Origin of the sequence: Streptomyces sp. NPDC002088 (assembly GCF_040296605.1) — a bacterium.
Taxonomy (GTDB): Bacteria; Actinomycetota; Actinomycetes; order Streptomycetales; family Streptomycetaceae; genus Streptomyces.
In genome coordinates this window covers 1-15,699 of record NZ_JBEOXO010000031.1, presented here as the reverse complement: position 1 = coordinate 15,699, position 15,699 = coordinate 1, and the positions used below count along the sequence as shown (strand labels likewise).

16 protein-coding genes and 5 pseudogenes are annotated in these 15,699 nt (G+C 69.3%); 11 read left to right on the top strand and 10 right to left on the bottom strand.

Features of this window, described 5'->3' with window-relative positions:
- Positions 1-53: 53 nt before the first annotated feature.
- The 3 genes from ABT114_RS41955 to ABT114_RS41945 are packed head-to-tail and all read right to left on the bottom strand — an operon-like array spanning position 54 to position 1,371.
- The gene (locus tag ABT114_RS41955; RefSeq protein WP_351150031.1) at positions 54-386 is read right to left on the bottom strand and encodes an SDR family oxidoreductase; all 333 of its coding nucleotides are present in this window, start codon (positions 384-386) and stop codon (positions 54-56) included.
- Complete coding sequence (locus ABT114_RS41950) at positions 383-799, bottom strand: SDR family NAD(P)-dependent oxidoreductase (protein ID WP_351150029.1); 417 nt, start codon at positions 797-799, stop codon at positions 383-385. Before ABT114_RS41950 ends, ABT114_RS41955 begins: the two co-directional genes overlap by 4 nt.
- A complete protein-coding gene (locus tag ABT114_RS41945; RefSeq protein ID WP_351150026.1) occupies positions 793-1,371 on the bottom strand; it encodes a nuclear transport factor 2 family protein in 579 nt (192 codons plus the stop codon). Before ABT114_RS41945 ends, ABT114_RS41950 begins: the two co-directional genes overlap by 7 nt.
- A gap of 170 nt (positions 1,372-1,541) precedes the next feature.
- Here ABT114_RS41945 and ABT114_RS41940 point away from each other — a divergent pair, with 170 nt between their 5' ends.
- Positions 1,542-2,477 carry a TIGR03564 family F420-dependent LLM class oxidoreductase gene (locus ABT114_RS41940; protein ID WP_351150023.1) on the top strand — a complete coding sequence of 312 codons (936 nt, stop codon included), beginning with the start codon at positions 1,542-1,544 and terminating at the stop codon, positions 2,475-2,477.
- Between the two features lie 457 nt (positions 2,478-2,934).
- Here the strand turns inward: ABT114_RS41940 and ABT114_RS41935 are convergent, their stop codons facing one another.
- The gene (locus ABT114_RS41935; protein ID WP_351150020.1) at positions 2,935-3,372 is read right to left on the bottom strand and encodes an MmyB family transcriptional regulator; all 438 of its coding nucleotides are present in this window, start codon (positions 3,370-3,372) and stop codon (positions 2,935-2,937) included.
- Between ABT114_RS41935 and ABT114_RS41930 the strand changes: the two are divergent.
- Positions 3,365-3,559: pseudogene (locus ABT114_RS41930) on the top strand (aldo/keto reductase); the annotation flags it as partial. The gene ABT114_RS41935 and the pseudogene ABT114_RS41930 overlap by 8 nt on opposite strands.
- Before the next feature lie 340 nt (positions 3,560-3,899).
- Here ABT114_RS41930 and tnpA read toward each other — a convergent pair.
- Positions 3,900-4,182 (bottom strand): annotated as a pseudogene (gene tnpA / locus ABT114_RS41925) (IS200/IS605 family transposase); the annotation flags it as partial.
- Here tnpA and ABT114_RS41920 point away from each other — a divergent pair.
- Both ABT114_RS41920 and ABT114_RS41915 read left to right on the top strand, forming a co-directional pair.
- Positions 4,108-4,293 carry a hypothetical protein gene (locus ABT114_RS41920; RefSeq protein ID WP_351150217.1) on the top strand — a complete coding sequence of 62 codons (186 nt, stop codon included), beginning with the start codon at positions 4,108-4,110 and terminating at the stop codon, positions 4,291-4,293. The pseudogene tnpA and the gene ABT114_RS41920 sit on opposite strands and share 75 nt — an antisense overlap.
- Positions 4,257-4,430, top strand: a pseudogene (locus ABT114_RS41915) (hypothetical protein); the annotation flags it as partial. The gene ABT114_RS41920 and the pseudogene ABT114_RS41915, both read left to right, overlap by 37 nt.
- Positions 4,431-4,673: 243 nt before the next feature.
- Here ABT114_RS41915 and ABT114_RS41910 read toward each other — a convergent pair.
- From ABT114_RS41910 to ABT114_RS41895, 4 genes and pseudogenes are all read right to left on the bottom strand, one after another.
- Positions 4,674-5,202, bottom strand: a pseudogene (locus ABT114_RS41910) (transposase); the annotation flags it as partial.
- Positions 5,203-5,490: 288 nt separating this feature from the next.
- Positions 5,491-6,867, bottom strand: a complete 1,377-nt coding sequence (locus tag ABT114_RS41905; protein WP_351150017.1) for an ABC transporter substrate-binding protein — start codon at positions 6,865-6,867, stop codon at positions 5,491-5,493.
- Positions 6,868-6,943: 76 nt separating this feature from the next.
- The gene (locus tag ABT114_RS41900; protein WP_351150014.1) at positions 6,944-7,324 is read right to left on the bottom strand and encodes a hypothetical protein; all 381 of its coding nucleotides are present in this window, start codon (positions 7,322-7,324) and stop codon (positions 6,944-6,946) included.
- Positions 7,325-7,654: 330 nt separating this feature from the next.
- Positions 7,655-8,248 (bottom strand): TetR/AcrR family transcriptional regulator, encoded by a 594-nt coding sequence (locus ABT114_RS41895; RefSeq protein ID WP_351150011.1) that lies wholly within the window; start codon positions 8,246-8,248, stop codon positions 7,655-7,657.
- A 124-nt stretch (positions 8,249-8,372) separates the two neighbouring features.
- On the opposite strand from ABT114_RS41895, the gene ABT114_RS41890 reads away from it, so the two are divergent.
- The 7 genes and pseudogenes from ABT114_RS41890 to ABT114_RS41860 all read left to right on the top strand — a co-directional run bounded on the left by ABT114_RS41890 (position 8,373) and on the right by ABT114_RS41860 (position 14,105).
- Entirely contained in the window at positions 8,373-9,428 is a 1,056-nt protein-coding gene (locus tag ABT114_RS41890; protein ID WP_351150009.1) for a zinc-binding dehydrogenase, read from the top strand.
- 43 nt (positions 9,429-9,471) lie between these two features.
- Positions 9,472-9,984, top strand: coding sequence for a nuclear transport factor 2 family protein (locus ABT114_RS41885; RefSeq protein WP_351150006.1), 513 nt, complete (start codon positions 9,472-9,474; stop codon positions 9,982-9,984).
- Positions 9,985-10,009: 25 nt separating this feature from the next.
- On the top strand, positions 10,010-10,219 hold the full coding sequence (locus tag ABT114_RS41880; RefSeq protein ID WP_351150003.1) for a hypothetical protein: 210 nt from the start codon (positions 10,010-10,012) through the stop codon (positions 10,217-10,219).
- A gap of 491 nt (positions 10,220-10,710) precedes the next feature.
- Entirely contained in the window at positions 10,711-10,971 is a 261-nt protein-coding gene (locus ABT114_RS41875; protein ID WP_351150000.1) for an IolE/MocC family protein, read from the top strand.
- A 150-nt stretch (positions 10,972-11,121) separates the two neighbouring features.
- Complete coding sequence (locus ABT114_RS41870; RefSeq protein WP_351149997.1) at positions 11,122-11,937, top strand: SDR family NAD(P)-dependent oxidoreductase; 816 nt, start codon at positions 11,122-11,124, stop codon at positions 11,935-11,937.
- 16 nt (positions 11,938-11,953) lie between these two features.
- Positions 11,954-12,751 (top strand): annotated as a pseudogene (locus ABT114_RS41865) (mycofactocin-coupled SDR family oxidoreductase); the annotation flags it as partial.
- Positions 12,752-12,794: 43 nt separating this feature from the next.
- Complete coding sequence (locus tag ABT114_RS41860; RefSeq protein ID WP_351149995.1) at positions 12,795-14,105, top strand: cytochrome P450 family protein; 1,311 nt, start codon at positions 12,795-12,797, stop codon at positions 14,103-14,105.
- Positions 14,106-14,929: 824 nt separating this feature from the next.
- On the opposite strand, the gene ABT114_RS41855 is transcribed toward ABT114_RS41860, so the two are convergent.
- A complete protein-coding gene (locus tag ABT114_RS41855) occupies positions 14,930-15,559 on the bottom strand; it encodes a GNAT family N-acetyltransferase (protein ID WP_351149992.1) in 630 nt (209 codons plus the stop codon).
- Positions 15,560-15,699 lie beyond the last annotated feature (140 nt).

The following is a 15,699-nucleotide window of genomic DNA, read 5'->3' as shown; positions in this document are numbered from 1 at the left end:
CAAGGCTCCGTCCATCGAGAGCGGGGTACGGGTGAGTGCGCCGGCGTAACCGGTCAGGGCATGCCGCCGTCCACCCGGAGAGCGGCGCCGCTGGTGTAGGCGGACACATCGGACATCAAGTACAGGGCGGCGCCGACCACTTCGTGCGGCGCTCCGATCCGGCGCGGGGCGTCCGAGCCGACATCGGCCGCGAGCCGCTCCGGGGCGTCGAGCCGGTGTTTGATGGCGCCGGTCGCGAACGGGCCGGCCATCAGGGTGCTGAGGCGCACGGTCGGCCCGAGCGCCTGGGCGAGGCCCTCGGTCACCGCGTTCAGCCCGGCCTTGGTCGCCGCGCACGGAACGATCTGCGGGCGCGGACGGATCGACCCGGTCGAGGAGACGTTCACGATGGCACCGCCGCCCGCCGCCCGCCGCCCGCCGCCCGCCGCCCGCCGCCCGCCGCCCGCCGCCGCCATGCGTTGTCCGGCGAGGACCGAGAGTCGGAACGGCGCCCTTGAGGTTGAGGTTTGACGACCGCGTCGAACAGGTTTTCCGTGACCGAGCCGAGGGTGTCGTAGATGGGCGACATCCCCGCGTTGTTGACGAGAGCGTCCAGGCGCCCGAACCGCTCGCACACTGCGCCCACGAGCCCGGGCGGTCCGTCCCAGCGGCCGACACGCACCCCGTGGGGCAGGGCGGTTCGGCCCGTCTGCTTCTCGATCTCGGCGACAACACGCGCGCGTGCCTCGTACGTGCGACTGGCGACGACCACGTCGAAGAGTTCATCGGCGTATCCCGTGCCCGCCGTCCCGTTCACCACCGTTGCCGGGGTGTGTCGTCGAGGCGCAACGGCCGGTCGTAGGAGACGTCGTCGGTGTCGCGGACGCCCTTGAGGAATCCCTGTTCCTTGAAGAAGCGGGAGTTCAGGGCCGAGGCGTCGGCCGTGCAGGACCAGTCCACCGTGCAGCGGCGCAGCGCGATGCGCCATGTCTCTCCATCGGCGTCCCGTTCGAGCCGGTCGACGTAACGGCCGCTGAGCAGCTGAACGGTGGCCCCGTCCCGCAGCAGCAGGCCGACGAGAACGTAGCTCTCACAGTGCGCGGTGTCGCCGGACGGATCGATCTCGCAGGTGTGTGTGGTGATGTTGTGGGTGTGCAGTTCGGCGGCGGCCGCGTGCGTCGAGTTCGCCCACTGTGCGTACGTGGAGGCCGAGTTGACGTGCCCGCCGTGTTCGTCGGTGCCGTCGGCGGTGTACGCGGCGCGCAAGAGGTCGACGTCGTGGCGGTCGTGGCCACGGGCGTGGGAGGCTACGCGGTCGAGGATCGCCGAGCGGTCCTTGAGGTAGCGGACATCTTGTCGCAGCCGGGCGAGTTCGGCGTCATGGCCGTGCATGGGGCCCCTTCCTCCGGTCCGGATCCGGCATGAGACGACGGCGCGTGGGGCGGCGTCGGCATCCCGTGCGTCACGGCTCTGGAAACTTGGCTCTGCCTGAGAGAGACTCGCATTCTCATTGCATGTGGTCAATCCGATCGAGGGCTTCGGCCGGACAGAGAGGGAGACATATGCGTATCGGTCTGACAGGGGGTGCCGCGACGACCGACGGGATCGTCCTGCAGGCACGCCGAGCGGAGGCCGACGGCTTCGCGGCCCTGTGGTACGCGAGCCTCGTCGCCGGGGACCCGCTCGTCGCCATGGCCCTTGCCGGACGGGCGACAGAGCGGATCGAACTCGGCACGGCCGTCCTGCAGACCTACCCCTGCCATCCCCTCCTCCAGGCCAGCCGGGTCGCAGCGGCCGCCGAGGCGATGGGCCGCCCCGGCCTGACGTTGGGAATCGGTCCCTCCCATCGCGCTCTCGTCGAAGGGGCCTTCGGCCTCTCCTACGACCATCCCGGACGCAGCACGGAGGAGTACACGCGGATCCTCACCGCCCTGCTCCGCGGCGAGGACGTCGACTTCACCGGCGCGGACTGGTCCGTCCACAGCGCCGGCCGCTCGGTCGCCGGGCCAGGCAGGCCCCGCGTGCCGGTGCTGCTCGCCGCGCTAGGTCCGCGCCTGCTGCGGGTCGCCGGGCGGTACACCGACGGCGCGGTGCTCTGGCTCGCGTCCGCCAAGGCGATCGCGGACCACGTGGCGCCCAGGCTGCGCGAGGCGGCCCGTGAAGCCGGACGCCCCACCCCACGCATCGTCGCCGGACTGCCGGTGGCCGTGCACGACGAGGAGAACGAGGCCCGCAGCGCCGTCGCCGCCGGCTCGGACGCCTATGCCGGAATGCCGAACTACCGGCGCATCCTCAATGCCGGTGGTGCGGGGGACGCCGCAGGCGCCGCCATCGTGGGCGACGAGCGGGCGGTGCGGGAACAGCTGACCGACCTGATCGAGGCGGGCGCGACGGATGTGTGGGCAAACGTCGTCCCGGTCGGCAAGGACCGCGCCACGCGCCGGGCCTCCGCCCGGCGCACCCGCGACCTGCTGGCCGAACTGGCGGCGGAGGCCTGACTCGGGCGAGGTGAACTACCTGGCGGCCACGGTCAGTTCACACCTCGCGGTGACGTCAGGCGCGCCCGCCATGTGCCGGTCCCGATGAGCCGGGCCGTCTCCTCCTTGATGATGTCACTGACCCGGGTGGCCAACCCGGTCGGCAGATCCAGCTTCGACGTCACCGAAACCCGCAACGGGCGGGTGAGAACCGGGTCGAAAAGAGGGGCATGAGAGAGCCGGTTCGAGACGAATTCCCGTACACACGAGGAATAGGGCAGGACCCCGAATCCGTGGGCCGCCGCGATGGCTTACTGCCGCGGCATCGCAGGTGAGGCAGGCCGTGCCTGTCTGGACCTGGCGTTTCGTCAGCTTGCAGATGTCGCCCGTGTGCAGGGAGCGGAGGGCGACGTCGGCGCCCGGCCGCCGGGCCGGAGCGGTATCCCTGCTGCGGGCGCCGGCGGACCGGCGTAGGGGTTCAGCCGCGGGTCAGGGTCTGGAGGCCGACGACGCGCAGCAGCTCCAGCCGCTCGTAGGACTCACTGCCCGGGCGGGCGGCGTAGACGATCAGCCGCTGGTCGTGCTCCGGGCTCAGCAGTACCTCGCAGTCCAGCTCCAGCAGGCCGACGACTGGATGCAGGAAGCGCTTGACGTCGGCGCGGCGCACGGCGACATCGTGGGTGTACCACAGCGCCGAGAACTCCTCGCTCCGGGCGCGGAGCCGGCGTACGAGCCCCGCAAGCCGCGCGTCGTCCGGGCGGCGGGCGAGTGTGGCGCGCAGATCCGCCACCGCCGCGTGGGCGGCGCGGTCACGATCCTCGGCCGGGAAGAGTTCCCGCGCGGACGGGTCCGTGAAGTAGCGCCAGACGACGTTGTGCTCCGCCTCGGGGCGGGCGGACGCGTCACCGCCGCGCACGATGAGCCACCTGGACGACCTGCTCGCCGGCGTCGACGTGGCGCTCACCGACGATATCCTCGACCGGATCGACGAGATCGTCCCGCCCGGCACCGACGTCGGCACGCTCGACCAGGCTTACGTTCCGCCTGCTCTCCAGCAGACGAGTCTCCGCCGCCGACCCGTCAGCGAACGCACCGCCGCCTGACACGTCCCGCCACCGACGGCAGGGCCGCGGACGACGCCTTCGGGAGCTGCTGCTGCGTCGTGCCGAGCAGCGGCCCGGACCAGCTCCCGAGAAAGGCAGAATCATGAGTAACTCGAATTCGAGTGCTCAGGAGCCCGACGGTGAGATCGCTTTGGGTATCCAGCTCGAGCACGTCGCGGACACGGAGGTGCACGCGCGTGGCGACAGTGGAGTTCGCGGCCGGCCAGGACGGACGCGTCTACCTCTGATCTTGCGCAGTGCTCCCTCGTTTACAGGGGAGGTGAAGCGCATCTCAAGACAGCTCTGACCCGCACGTGTGCACGGGTCGGCACTGTTTCGCTCAGCCCAGGGGGCGTTGCTGGTTCTCGATGTACTGGCGTACGACGGTCAGCGGTGCCCCGCCGCATGATCCGGCAAAGTAGGAGCCGGACCAGAAGTGCCCGCCCCACAGATAGCGGCACACGCGCGCTGTACTCCTTGCGCAGCAGGCGGGCGGAGACGCCCTTGAGGCTGTTGACCAGCTTGGAGAGTTGGACCTTGGGCGGATAGTGCACGAGCAGGTGGACGTGGTCGTCCTCGCCGTTGAACTGCTTCAGTTCGGCCTCGAAGTCCTCGCAGACCTCCCGTATGGTCTCCTCACACCGATCCTGCTGAGCACCGGCGCGCCCTACGCGCCCTCGCTGACGACCGCGGTGCCCGCCTGCGCACCAGCGGCCAGATCGTCCAAGGACTGACCTGCACCATCCGCTACGCCGACCAGAGCGCGCCCGACTCGTTGGGGCTGGTCGCCCTGCACGGGACCGTCGTTGCACCCAGACCCTGTCGGGACTGGCGGGGCAGGCCGAATGCCGGCGGTGAACGGCGTCGGTGAGCCGTGTGCGGGAGAACCGCACGCACGGTTCGATGCGGCGGGGGCTGGAAACGGGGCGGACGTACTCCGCAACCGCGCCAGCCCCCGACCCTACGTGACGGTCCGTCGGTTTTTCTGACGGACCGTTTCGGTGTTCAGGTTTGATCGCGGGCGGGCCGGTGGCCCGGCTGTGGCGTCGGGTGGGCGCGGGGTTCCACGGCTCCGGTCGGGGTGGTGCTGTTGGTAGGGGCGGGAAGGTGCTGGTCAGCCGGGGTTCGGGAGAGCTTCGAGTCGTGCCAGGGCGTCGGTGATCACGTCAGTCCAGGGCCAGTGGCGTGCGAATCGCAGGTGCCGGCGGCGCGCGGTCGTACCTATCTGTGGCGGCGACGGAGAAGAGGCGGAGCCGGAGACGGCGGGCCTCCCACCCACGGGTTTTACCGCTCAGGGCGAGCACGGGCATCCAGGCGAGCAGGCCGAGGGTGATCTGGACGATCTCAAGCCAGATCTGGTTCTGCGCAGTGTCGTGGAGGGGGAGATTACGCAGTCCGGTGGCGCGGGCGGCGCGGATGCGGTCCTCGGCCCGGGCCCGCAGGCGGTGGCGCAGTTCCAGTTCCGCGATCGGCGTGCCGATGGTGTTGGTGGCGCAGCAGGTCAGCCGCACCCCGTCGGCGTAGGTGAAGCGCAACTGGGCGCTGGGGCACGGGCGTTCCTTGCGTACGACCAGCGGTAGCCCCTTCGGCCGACTGTCCAGCACGTCGCCTGCGAGTTCGGCGACCCAGGCGCCGTTGCGGATGTCGCCGTCGGGTTCGCGCCCTCGCTACCGGTTCCTGCACCGACACTCCTTGACGACGCCCTCACCGGCGGTCGTCGGCGCATGCGCTCCTACTTCGCCCAGCGTGACCTCGAACGCGCCACCCGCCGCGCGGTCACCGCGTCCAACCAGCTCGGCTACACCGTCACCCTCAACCCAATCCCCAACGCAGCCTGACCGGCAGCCAGACACCCGGCGACCATCACAGCCACCGGGCACCCAGTCCTGCCCACTCCCACTCTGACCTGGATCTGTCTACGCGTCAGAGGCTCAGGTGAGGTCGGACATCGACTTGCCGACGTCCGCGAGAGTGGCCGGCTTGCCGTAGTCGCCCTGGTACTTGTAGCTGGGCGCGTCGCAGCGGTAGAGGCCGCTGTCGGGTTTGAAGTCGGCCGTCTGCCAGCCCTTCGTCGTGGCTTCGACGATGGAGTAGCACTTGGACGGAACATCCGTCTTGCTCAGGTCGACCGAGGCCTGCAGGCCGCCGGCCGTCCAGTCGGTCTGCTTGATCGCGTTCTCGTAGACGCACTTGCGGGTCAGTTCGGCGCAGTCGCGGGCCGAGGTGGCGAACAGCAGCCAGGCGGAGAAGGCACGCAGCACCGGGTAGGTGACCTGCTTGTCGGGTGCGTACTTCTTGAACAGGTCGATGACCTGCTGGACGGCCGGGTCGTCGGCGGCGCTCTCCAGCGGGGCGGTGGCGAACAGCTCGGCGTAGTTGTGCTGCTTGGCCAGGGCTGGGCCTGCGAGTTGGAGGAAGGCCGGGCCGTAGGCATTGCTGTTGGCGTCGATCCAGTCGAGGGTGTAGTCGATGTTGGTGAGCGCCTGCTCCAGCTTTGCGAGGCTCGCGAAGTCGCCGAGGAACGTCAGGCCCCTGACACCCTTGCTCTTGATCGACTGGGCGTAGGGGGTCCAGTCGGAGACACCTGTGGGTGGGTAGAGGTCGGTGTAGGACACCTTGCCGCCGAGGCCGCCGACAGCCTCCTTGTACTGAGCCATGAACCCCTTGCTGACAGGGCTGTCACCGGCGATGATGCCGACCTTCTGTGCCGAGTCCGGGTACTTCTCCTTCAGCAGCCAGGTGTAGTAGCCGGCGTAGGGGAAATAGCCGACGGCCGCGCTGCTGGGCAGGACCTGCAGATCGGAACCGATGGTCTGGGTGGACTGCGCCGGGAAGCTGGGCAGCAGACACTCCAGACGGTCCGCCACGCCCAGGGAGTCCATCGCGGAGCCGCCGCCGACCAGAGCGAAGTCGGACTTGCAGGCCTCCAGGACGCCCTGGCGGACCTGCGTCAGCTTGGTGTCATGGGTGACGGGGGCGAGCTTGCGACCGTTGATGCCTCCCGCGTCGTTGCACCAGGAGGTGAACACCTCGGCTGCGTCCGGGAATTCACTGTTCTTGGTGAAGCCGACGTCGGACATGACGCCGACCTGGATCTGCTTGTCGGTGACGCCCTGAACGGTCGAGGGCTTGGCGGTGCCGGGCCCGCACACGTTCTTCAGCGTGCCGAAGTCGGCCTGCGACGAGGGAGACGTGCCCGTGGCGGGGGTCGCGCTGGACCCTCCCGGGGTGTCATCGCCGGAACGGGTCGAACAGCCGGCCAGCAGCACCGCGACCGCGGTGACCGAACCGATGAGCAACCTTCGCAAGGTGCCTCCTCGGGGAGTTCGGACGTCGTCGTCCGAGGGAGGTGAGGGGTGCGGATCAGGTGACCGCGCTGCTCGCTCAGGGAGTGAGGATGCGGTCCCGGTAGCGGCCGAGCTCGGTATGGATCTCCAGGGTCAAAGCGGCGAGCTCGGGGGCGACGAGGTCGAGGCGGGTGCCCTCGACGTCGAACTGGGCTGAAAGGGAGGCGAGTTCGCGCTCGCCGGGCTGTGCGAGGCCGGCTGTTGGTGCGGACCCGCTTGTCGTGTCGGCCTGCAGGGTGTCCTGGGCCTGCGCCCAAGGGTCGTCAAGTGCCGCGAGGTGGTTGGACCACTCGGCGAGGGCGGCCCGCGGACGCCTCGCGGAGGATCTTCGTCTTGTTGTCGGTGTGCGCTGCGCTGGACTCAGGGTGGTGGAACGTGGGCCGTCGGCGAGTCTCGCCTGACCGGGCCGGTGGCACATGTTCGGCCGTAACGTCGCCGACTGGACCGTGGCGAGGTAGATGTGGACGACCGTCCACGCGGCAACGTTCGTTCAGGATGTGCGCGCCCCACCCGTCGGCGCCCTGGCGTACCCCTCACCGTTGCCTTGTCCGACACCGGTGATGACGGCCGCCTTGCCCTTGAACCGCATCCGGTCCTCCTTGGCAGTTGGGCGGAAACTACATTCTCCCTTCCTGTAAATCAAGCATTCGGGCGAGAGAATATTATGCTTGCTGCGACGGGTCGGCGAGTGCCAGGGAATCCTGCGCAACAGGACTCCCTGGGACTCACTCCGACTCCTGATCGGCGATCAACCCTCGCTGCCGAGGGGGCGCAGAAGTCGCAGGATCATGTCGACCGTGCGCTCCACGGGGCGCTGCCGCGTCGGAACGCTCGGCAGCAGCGTGCGGCGCAGCACGGCGCCGAGGAGCATGTCGAAGACGTCGTCCGGGTCCACGGCCGGATCGACGCTGCATGGCGGCGCCGCGCGCAGGATCTCCTGGAACTGCGGTCGCGCCGATACGCGCAGGTAGAACTCCGGCGGACGAGTGCGACCGGACGCCTGGTGGTGCGCTATGAGGCCGGCCGCGGCGGCGCGCGAGGCAGGCGCACTGAACGCGGCCAGATAGGCGCGGACGAATCGGCGCACGTCGCGGCGGAGATCGCCCGTCGGCTGGACGCTCAACGGGCTGAGCCCCGGGAAGGTGGCCTCCTCGATCAGCTCGATCCGGGACGACCAGCGTCGATAGATGGCGGAGGCGTGCACGCCGGAGTGTTCCGCGACGGCCTGGATCGTCGTCGCGTCGAAGCCGCGTTGGACGAGCAGCTCGCGCGTGGCGGCGAGGGCCCGTTCATTGATGCTCGTGTCGCGCGGACGGCCGGGTCGACGGCTTTGCTCTGCCATGCAGGCGATCGTAATGAGTTGTCAGGCATGAGCCTCCGCGCTGCGTCGCCCTCTCGCAATTTCAGGAGACGGTCTTCTGTAATTCCTGCGTCCTCGCTACAGTCCCGGCAGGGAAGGAGAACCCATGCGTGCTGCTGTACTGCGGTCAGGGGCCGTGAAGGCACGGGTCATCGACGATCCCGTTGCCGGTCCTGGACAGCTTCTTGTGCGATCGCTCGCGTGCGGGATCTGCGCGTCGGATCTCCACTTCATGGACCATCCGGAGGCTGGGGCCGACGACGACAGCGGGATGTCGACCTACGACCGGGACGTCGACATCGTCATGGGTCACGAGTACTGCGCCGAAGTCGTCGCCTACGGCCCCGACACCGAACGCCGGATACCCCTCGGCGCGCGGGTGAGCTCCCTGCCGATCCTGGCCACTCCCGGCGGCCGCAAGATCATTGGCCAGAATCCCGAATCGCCGGGTGGTTTCGGCGAGTACTTCCTGCTGACCGAGGCCGCCACCCGGGTCGTGGTCTCCGATCTGCCGAGCGAGGTCGTGTGCGTCGCGGATGCGATCTCGGTCGGCTGGTCGGCCGCCGTGCGGGCCCAGGTGACGACGAACGAGGTACCGCTGATCGTCGGGTGCGGCGCGATCGGTCTGTCGGCGATCGCGACCCTCAGGCACCTCGGTCTGGGCCCGGTGGTCGCGGTCGACTTCGTGGCGTCGCGCCGTGAAACAGCCCTGGCCATGGGGGCGGACGTCGTCGTCGATCCCGCCGAGATCTCGCCGTACCAGGCGTGGTGTGACGTGGCCCGGACATCGGCCGGGTCGATGGCGGAGATGCTGGCGACAGTCGGCTTGCCGGGCTGCGTGGTGTTCGAGTGCGTCGGCGTCCCGGGTGTCCTCGACTCGATCATCAAGGGGTGCGAGCGCGGCACCCGGATCTTCTCGGTCGGCGGCCCGCCGGAGGGCGAACACCTGCACACCCTGACCGCCAAGCGCAAGGGCCTCAACATCCAGTTCGGCGGCGGTCCGCTGCCGCCTCACTGGAACGAGGCATTCGAGGCGGTCTGCTCGGGCCGCCTCGACGTCACCCCGATGCTGGGACGGACGGTCGGGATCGACGGGGTGTCCGCAGCGCTCGACTCCGCACGCGACGCCGATGGCCCGGTCCGCATCGTCGTCGTGCCCTGACCGTCCCGAGCCCTGAATCCGTTGCCTGCGGAAAGGTCCCCCCATGAGCGAGATCGACGAACTGCGCGCCACTGTCGAGACGCTGGCGGTCAGACTGCGCGCCCTTGAGGACCAGATCGAGATCATGCAGCTGGTCGCCCAGTACGGGCCCGCTGTCGACAGCGGTTCGGGGGATGCCGCGGCGGCGTTGTGGACCGACGACGGCACGTTCGACGCCGTGCCGCAGCTCAAGATGCGGGGCCGGGACGACATCGCCGCCATGGTCCACGGCGTCGGCCATCAGAGCCTGATCGACAACGGCTGCGGCCACATCCTGACCGTGCCGCACATCGCCGTCGACGGCGACGAAGCGACCGGCCGCAGCTACGCGCTCAACATCCGCTGGGACGCCGACGCCGACCGGTTCTGGGTGGCCCGGGTCTCCGCGAACACCTGGCGCTGGGCTCGCACCCCGCAAGGCTGGCGAATCACCGAACGCGTCAACGCCAACCTCGACGGCACCGCCGCACACCGCGCGATGCTGACTCCGCCCGCGACCGGACGCCCGACGACATGAGGGGGACGCCACGCCGTCGACGGCCGTGCGAGACGCAGAAGTCGTGTTCGTGGGCCCGGCCGGCAACGGCCGGCGCGTCAAGCTGGTCAGCAACGCGCTGTTCGTGGCACAGGTGGGGCTCGCGATCGACGCCGTACGCCTCGCTGGCTCGCGGGCTCGCTGGGAATCGAGGAACGACCGATCCTGGCTGCCGTACGGCATGGCAGCGGCGCCGGCCGCGCCCTCGGCATCGTGACGGGCGGCGGGACGGTCGAGTCGGTCCCAGGCCGGCTCGGGGACCTGATGCGCGAGGTCGCCCGAAGCGCGGGAGCCGACCTCGGAGTCATCGGGACGGTTCTGTCGTCGGAGGCGGTCCACAGCAAGGTGCTCCGTACGGTGCTCGCTCGAGACTCCGTTCGCGCAGAGGCCATGAGCGCACATGAACTCGCTGGGTTTCGCCCCCGCTCCATGGCCCGGAGCGCGGCGCTCGACGATGGAGGGACATGGACCGACTGGCGATAGAGCATCAGACCGTATTCGGGCTCCCGCCCGTCGAGTTCGTCCGTCTCGCAGCCGACCTCGGCTGCCGCCACATAGCCGTCGCGTTGACCGGTACACCGCACAATCCACACGGCTACGCGCCGTACTCGTTACGGGCCGACGCTGGGCTTCGAGAGCGGATGACGGCTGCGATGCGTGACTGCGGGGTCTCGATATCGCTCGGACCTGGCTGCGATCGATCCGGTAGTGATCGGCTACGTCCAACTGAGCGACAACACGATCCGGCAGCGGAGTTCGGTATACCGGGAGGATTCGGTGAACCGGATGGTGCCGGGCGAGGGCGAGTTTCCCTTGGCGGAGATCCTCGCCGCACTGCCCCCGGACGTCGTGATCGGTCTCGAAGTGCCCATGCTCTCCAGGGCCGAGGCCGGAGAACAGACCGAGGACAGGGCCAGGCGGTGTGTCCGGGGAGCCCGCGATCTTCTGGCTGCCGCAGGCGTGGGCTGAGACGCCGAGACCCGTGCGCCCTACACCTCGCCCAAGTACAGGACAGGCCCGATCAACCGGACAGGTCCGACCAGACCATCCCGGGCCCGCCGGAGCGGTTTCTTCACCTCGGAATTCGATCTGTACTTTCGACCAGTCGAGGAGGACGCCATGGCCACACCCTTGGCAGAGGCTTACGGACCGTGGGGCGTCATAGCCGGCGGATCCGACGGAGTCGGTGCCGCATTCGCCCACAAGATCGCCTCTCAGGGAATCAACGTCGTGCTCGTGGCACGACGCGGGCCTGTGCTGGAGGCATCCGCCGACGAGATCCGGGCGAAGTACGGCGTCGAGGTCCGTACGGTCGTGCTCGACCTGAGCGTTCCAGATGCCATCTCGGGACTCGCGAGGGCGACTTCCGGCCTCCAGGTCGGGCTCTTCGTGTTCAACGCCGGCGCCGACGACATCAGTGTCCCCTTCCTCGACAAGGACCTCGACACCCATCTCTCTCTGGTCCGACGCAACTGCGCCGCCGTGATGGAGGCGGCCTACCGCTTCGGCGCCCCGATGGCGGCGCGGGGACGCGGCGGCCTGGTGCTGGTGACGTCGGGCGCGGCCTGGGCCGGCGGTGCCGCACGAGCCGTCTACGGGGCGACGAAGGCGTTCGACCTCATCCTGGCCGAGGGCCTGTGGGCGGAGTGGCGCAGCCGAGGCGTGGACGTCCTGGCCCTCGTGCTCGGCCGGACGGACACCCCCTCTTTCCGCCGGGCGCTGGAGGCCATGGGGGATGGACCGCCCGGCGAGCTCGCCGACCCTGACGACGTCGCGGAGGCGGCGCTCGCGCACCTCGCCGACGGCCCCGTCTGGATCTACGGCAGCGCGGACCCGGCCGGCGGATCTCCGCTGGGCGCGCTGAGCCGGCGCGACGCCGTACTTATGGTGAGCGGGAGTTGGTCCGCGAACACCGAAGAGGAGGACAAGGTCTGAGCGTCAGGGGCGCAGCCATGCCGTGCGACTGGCAGAGGAGGGCGCCGACATCATCGCGGTGGACCTGTGCCGCGATCTCGAGTCGATCAAGTACTCGCTCGCGAGCCCGGACGACATGAAGGAGACCGTGCGGCTGGTCGGCGCGCTGGGCCGGCAGATCGTGGCGATACAGGCCGACGTGCGGGAGCGGGAGCAACTGCGCGCCGCGCTGGAGCAGGGCATGAACGAGCTGGGCCGGCTCGACATCGTGGTGGCCCAGGCCGGGATCGCCGCCATGAAGGGCGAGCCGCCGCTGCAGGCCTGGACCGATGTGATCGACACCAACCTGATCGGCACGATCAACGCGATCAACGTGGCAGTGCCGCACCTGGATGAGGGCGCCTCGGTGATTGCGACCGGCTCGACCGCGGCTTACATGAACGCGTTTCCCATGCAGCAGGTGGGGACGGACCCGGGCGGCATGGGGTACATGGTGGCCAAGCGGATGCTGTCGCAGTACGTGCATGACGTGGCGCGCGAACTCGCTCCACGGAAGATCCGGGCCAACGTCGTGCACCCGACCAACGTCAACACCCCCATGCTGCACAGCGAGCCCATGTACCAGGCCTTCCGCCCGGACCTGGAACACCCGACCCGCCAGGACGCGGAGCCGGCGTTCCCGGTGCAACAGGCCATGCCCATCGCCTGGGTGGAGCCCACCGACATCAGTAGCGCCGTGCTGTTCCTGGCTTCCGACGAGGCCCGCTACGTCACTGGCATGCAGTTCCGCGTGGACGCCGGCGGCTACCTCAAGTGGTACGACTTCCACCTCTGATCGTGCCGTCTCTGAAACGCCCCCCGCGCAAGGAGATCAACGCATGAGTCCTGAAGCCGCCGAGCCCGCTGACACCGACCGCAAGCAAGCCAGGTTCCCGTTCGACCGGCATGCCCCGGGCTACCGGGACCAGTTCGAGGCGATCGCTCAGCAGATGCAGTCCGGATGCCCGATCGCCTGGAGCGACACCCACGGCGGCCATTGGGGCGCGGCAGGCAACGCCGAGGTGTTCAAGCTCGCCCGCTCCGCCGACGTCCTGTCCAACGACCACGACATCCACAACGAGCGGCGCGGGTACAAGGGCGTCTCCATCCCGGCGGCCGTGGACGCGCCGATCCGGGGCGGGTTCCTGGAGATGGACCCGCCGGAGCAGCGCTACTGCCGGCAGCTGATCAACCCGTACCTGTCCCCGGCCGCGGTCAACCGGTGGACGCCGGTCGTCGACGAGCTGACCCGCGCCTGCCTGGACGAGAGGATCGAGAACGGCCGGATCGACTTCGTCGACGACCTCGCCAACATCGTGCCGGCCGTGCTCACGCTCGCCATGATGGGCATCCCGCTGGCGAACTGGACGATCTACTGCGAGCCGTCCCACGCCGGGGTCTACACCCCGCCGGATTCACCCGACGCGCCCCGGGTACGCCAACTCCAGGTGGAGATGTTCCAGGACCTGTTCTCCCAGTTCACCCAGATCCGGGAGAACCCCCGGCCCGGCCTCGTGGAAGCGGTGGCCGGGGCCGAGCCCAACGGCGAGAAGCCGGACGACATGGATCTCCTCGGGATCCTGGCCCTGATCATCGGCGGCGGTTTCGACACCACCACCGCGCTCACCGCGCACGCCCTGGAATGGCTGTCCCAACACCCGGATCAGCGGGAGCGCCTGTCCCGGGAGCGGGACACTCTGCTGGATTCCGCGACCGAGGAATTCCTCCGGTTCTACACGCCGGCCGTCGGCGACGGACGTACTGTCTTCGTCGACTGCGAGCGCGCCGGCACCCGGTTCAGGGGGGGGCGATCGGCTGTGGCTCTCGTGGGCCATGGCCAACCGGGATCCGTCGGCGTTCGACAACCCGAACGAGATCGACCTGACTCGCACCGGAAACCGGCACTACAGCTTCGGGTTGGGCTTCCACCGCTGTATCGGCTCGAACATGGCCCGGATGGTGTTCAAGCGCATGGTCGCCGCCGTGCTCGACCGCATGCCCGACTACCAGTGCGACCCATCAGGAACGGTGCCTTACGAGAGCATCGGCGTCATCAACGGCATGCAGCACCTCCCGGCCACCTTCACCCCCGGCCCCAGGCTCGGAGCCGGTCTCGAGCAGACCATCGAGGCCGTCCAGAAGGCCTGTGACCAGCAGCAGCGTCTCGCCGAACCAGCCTGCAGCAGCCACGCTGACAGGTGAACATGCGAAGAGGCCCCGGCCCCGAAGGTCCGGTCGGCCGCTCCGTATGTGCCCGCCGTCGGCGGCAGCCCCGGCGAAGCTGCGGCCCCGGGCGGGGCATCCCGCCGGCGGAAGCGGCCAGTATGCCCTCTGGTGAGGAGATCTGTATGCCGAACACGCCCTGCCTGCCGGCCGTTGTCGGCGGGGCACCGGTGGCGGACGACTCACCGCCGGTGCTGTGTGACGGCGAGAGCGGCGTCAGTCCGCCCGTCGTCCGGGATCGCCGGGTTCGACACGCACGCGCCGCGCATACGCGAACCGCCGTCGCTTGGTCACCAAGCGCGGCACGGCGGCCATCGCGCTTTCCAGGTTCCGCCGGGGAGGGCGGCGGCTATGACGGCGGCCGCGGCTTCGGCCCGTTCCTGGGTGAGGTGGGCGTTGCGGGAAGCGGGGTGGCCGTCCGGGGCCGCAGCAGTTCCTTCCGGGCGTGGTGGTGCTGCGCGGCGGCCGGAGTCGGTGTCGGCGGCCGCCCCGCCGGCATGGGGAGATCCCGGCCGGGGCCGGGGCCGGGCGGGTCAGCGGATGGCGAGGGCCGCGGCGGTGCTCCTGGCTGTGGGCGGTGGCCGCCTGAGGTGCAGTCAGAACCGTTGTTCGTCCACACTCCACGCAAGGGTGCCGATATCGCCGTTAGGGGACGATATGCACCACCTTGTTCGGTTCGCCGTTGTGTGTGGATGAGGCGCAGCGATCAGTTGCTTGGGGTTAGCCGATACCGGGTGCCGAGCGACGGAACTCAGTGGGCGGGAACCGGCTCGGATGATGGCTGCCACTCCCGCCTGATCAGCCCGTAGACCCACGAGTCAGAGACCTCGCCGTTGACGACGCAGTCTTCCCGCAACGTCCCTTCCCGCACGAAGCCGAGCTTCTCGAGCACGCGGGCAGATGCCACGTTGCGCGTATCGGTCTCAGCCTGGACGCGATTTAGGCCCAGCGTGTCGAATGCCCACCGCAGCAGAGCGCGCGCGGCCTCGGTCGCGTAGCCGTGGCCCCACGCTGCATCGTCGAAGCAGTAGCCAAGCGATGCGCTGCGGTAGTCCGGATTCCACCTGTTCAGGCTGCACCAGCCGATGAACGCCCCGTCGGAGACACGATCTACGGCCAGCCGCGCCCCGGTGCCCTCCTGTGCCATCTGCCGGCAAGCCGTGATGAACTTCTCGGCGCGCACGCGTTCGCTCCACGGTGGCGCGTCCCAGTAGCGCAGCACGTAGGCGCTGCTGTGCAGTGCGAAGAGGTCGTTCGCATCCGCGTCTTCGAAGGCACGCAGTCGAAGACGAGCGGTGTGCAACGAGGGGGTGGGCGGCGACGTCCTCACGTTCCCTCCCTTGATCGGTGGGCGATCAATCAGACATCCGATGCGGATCACTCGCAACGGGTTTTCTCGTCGGGCTGGCAGAACGACGTGTCCGCTCATCGGCGCGACCGAGCGAGCCGGTGAGCGTGGTGACCTGCCACAGTGAGCCGGCCGAGGCGGAGGCAGGAAGGTACTGGATGCTGTACCCGTCG

Excerpts from the sequence above, each read along its gene's own strand:
- ABT114_RS41945 (WP_351150026.1), bottom strand. The coding sequence starts at position 1,371 with ATGCACGGCCATGACGCCGAACTCGCCCGGCTGCGACAAGATGTCCGC.
- ABT114_RS41940 (WP_351150023.1), top strand. The coding sequence starts at position 1,542 with ATGCGTATCGGTCTGACAGGGGGTGCCGCGACGACCGACGGGATCGTC.
- ABT114_RS41900 (WP_351150014.1), bottom strand. The coding sequence starts at position 7,324 with ATGTGCCACCGGCCCGGTCAGGCGAGACTCGCCGACGGCCCACGTTCC.
- ABT114_RS41895 (WP_351150011.1), bottom strand. The coding sequence starts at position 8,248 with ATGGCAGAGCAAAGCCGTCGACCCGGCCGTCCGCGCGACACGAGCATC.
- ABT114_RS41890 (WP_351150009.1), top strand. The coding sequence starts at position 8,373 with ATGCGTGCTGCTGTACTGCGGTCAGGGGCCGTGAAGGCACGGGTCATC.
- ABT114_RS41885 (WP_351150006.1), top strand. The coding sequence starts at position 9,472 with ATGAGCGAGATCGACGAACTGCGCGCCACTGTCGAGACGCTGGCGGTC.
- ABT114_RS41870 (WP_351149997.1), top strand. The coding sequence starts at position 11,122 with ATGGCCACACCCTTGGCAGAGGCTTACGGACCGTGGGGCGTCATAGCC.
- ABT114_RS41860 (WP_351149995.1), top strand. The coding sequence starts at position 12,795 with ATGAGTCCTGAAGCCGCCGAGCCCGCTGACACCGACCGCAAGCAAGCC.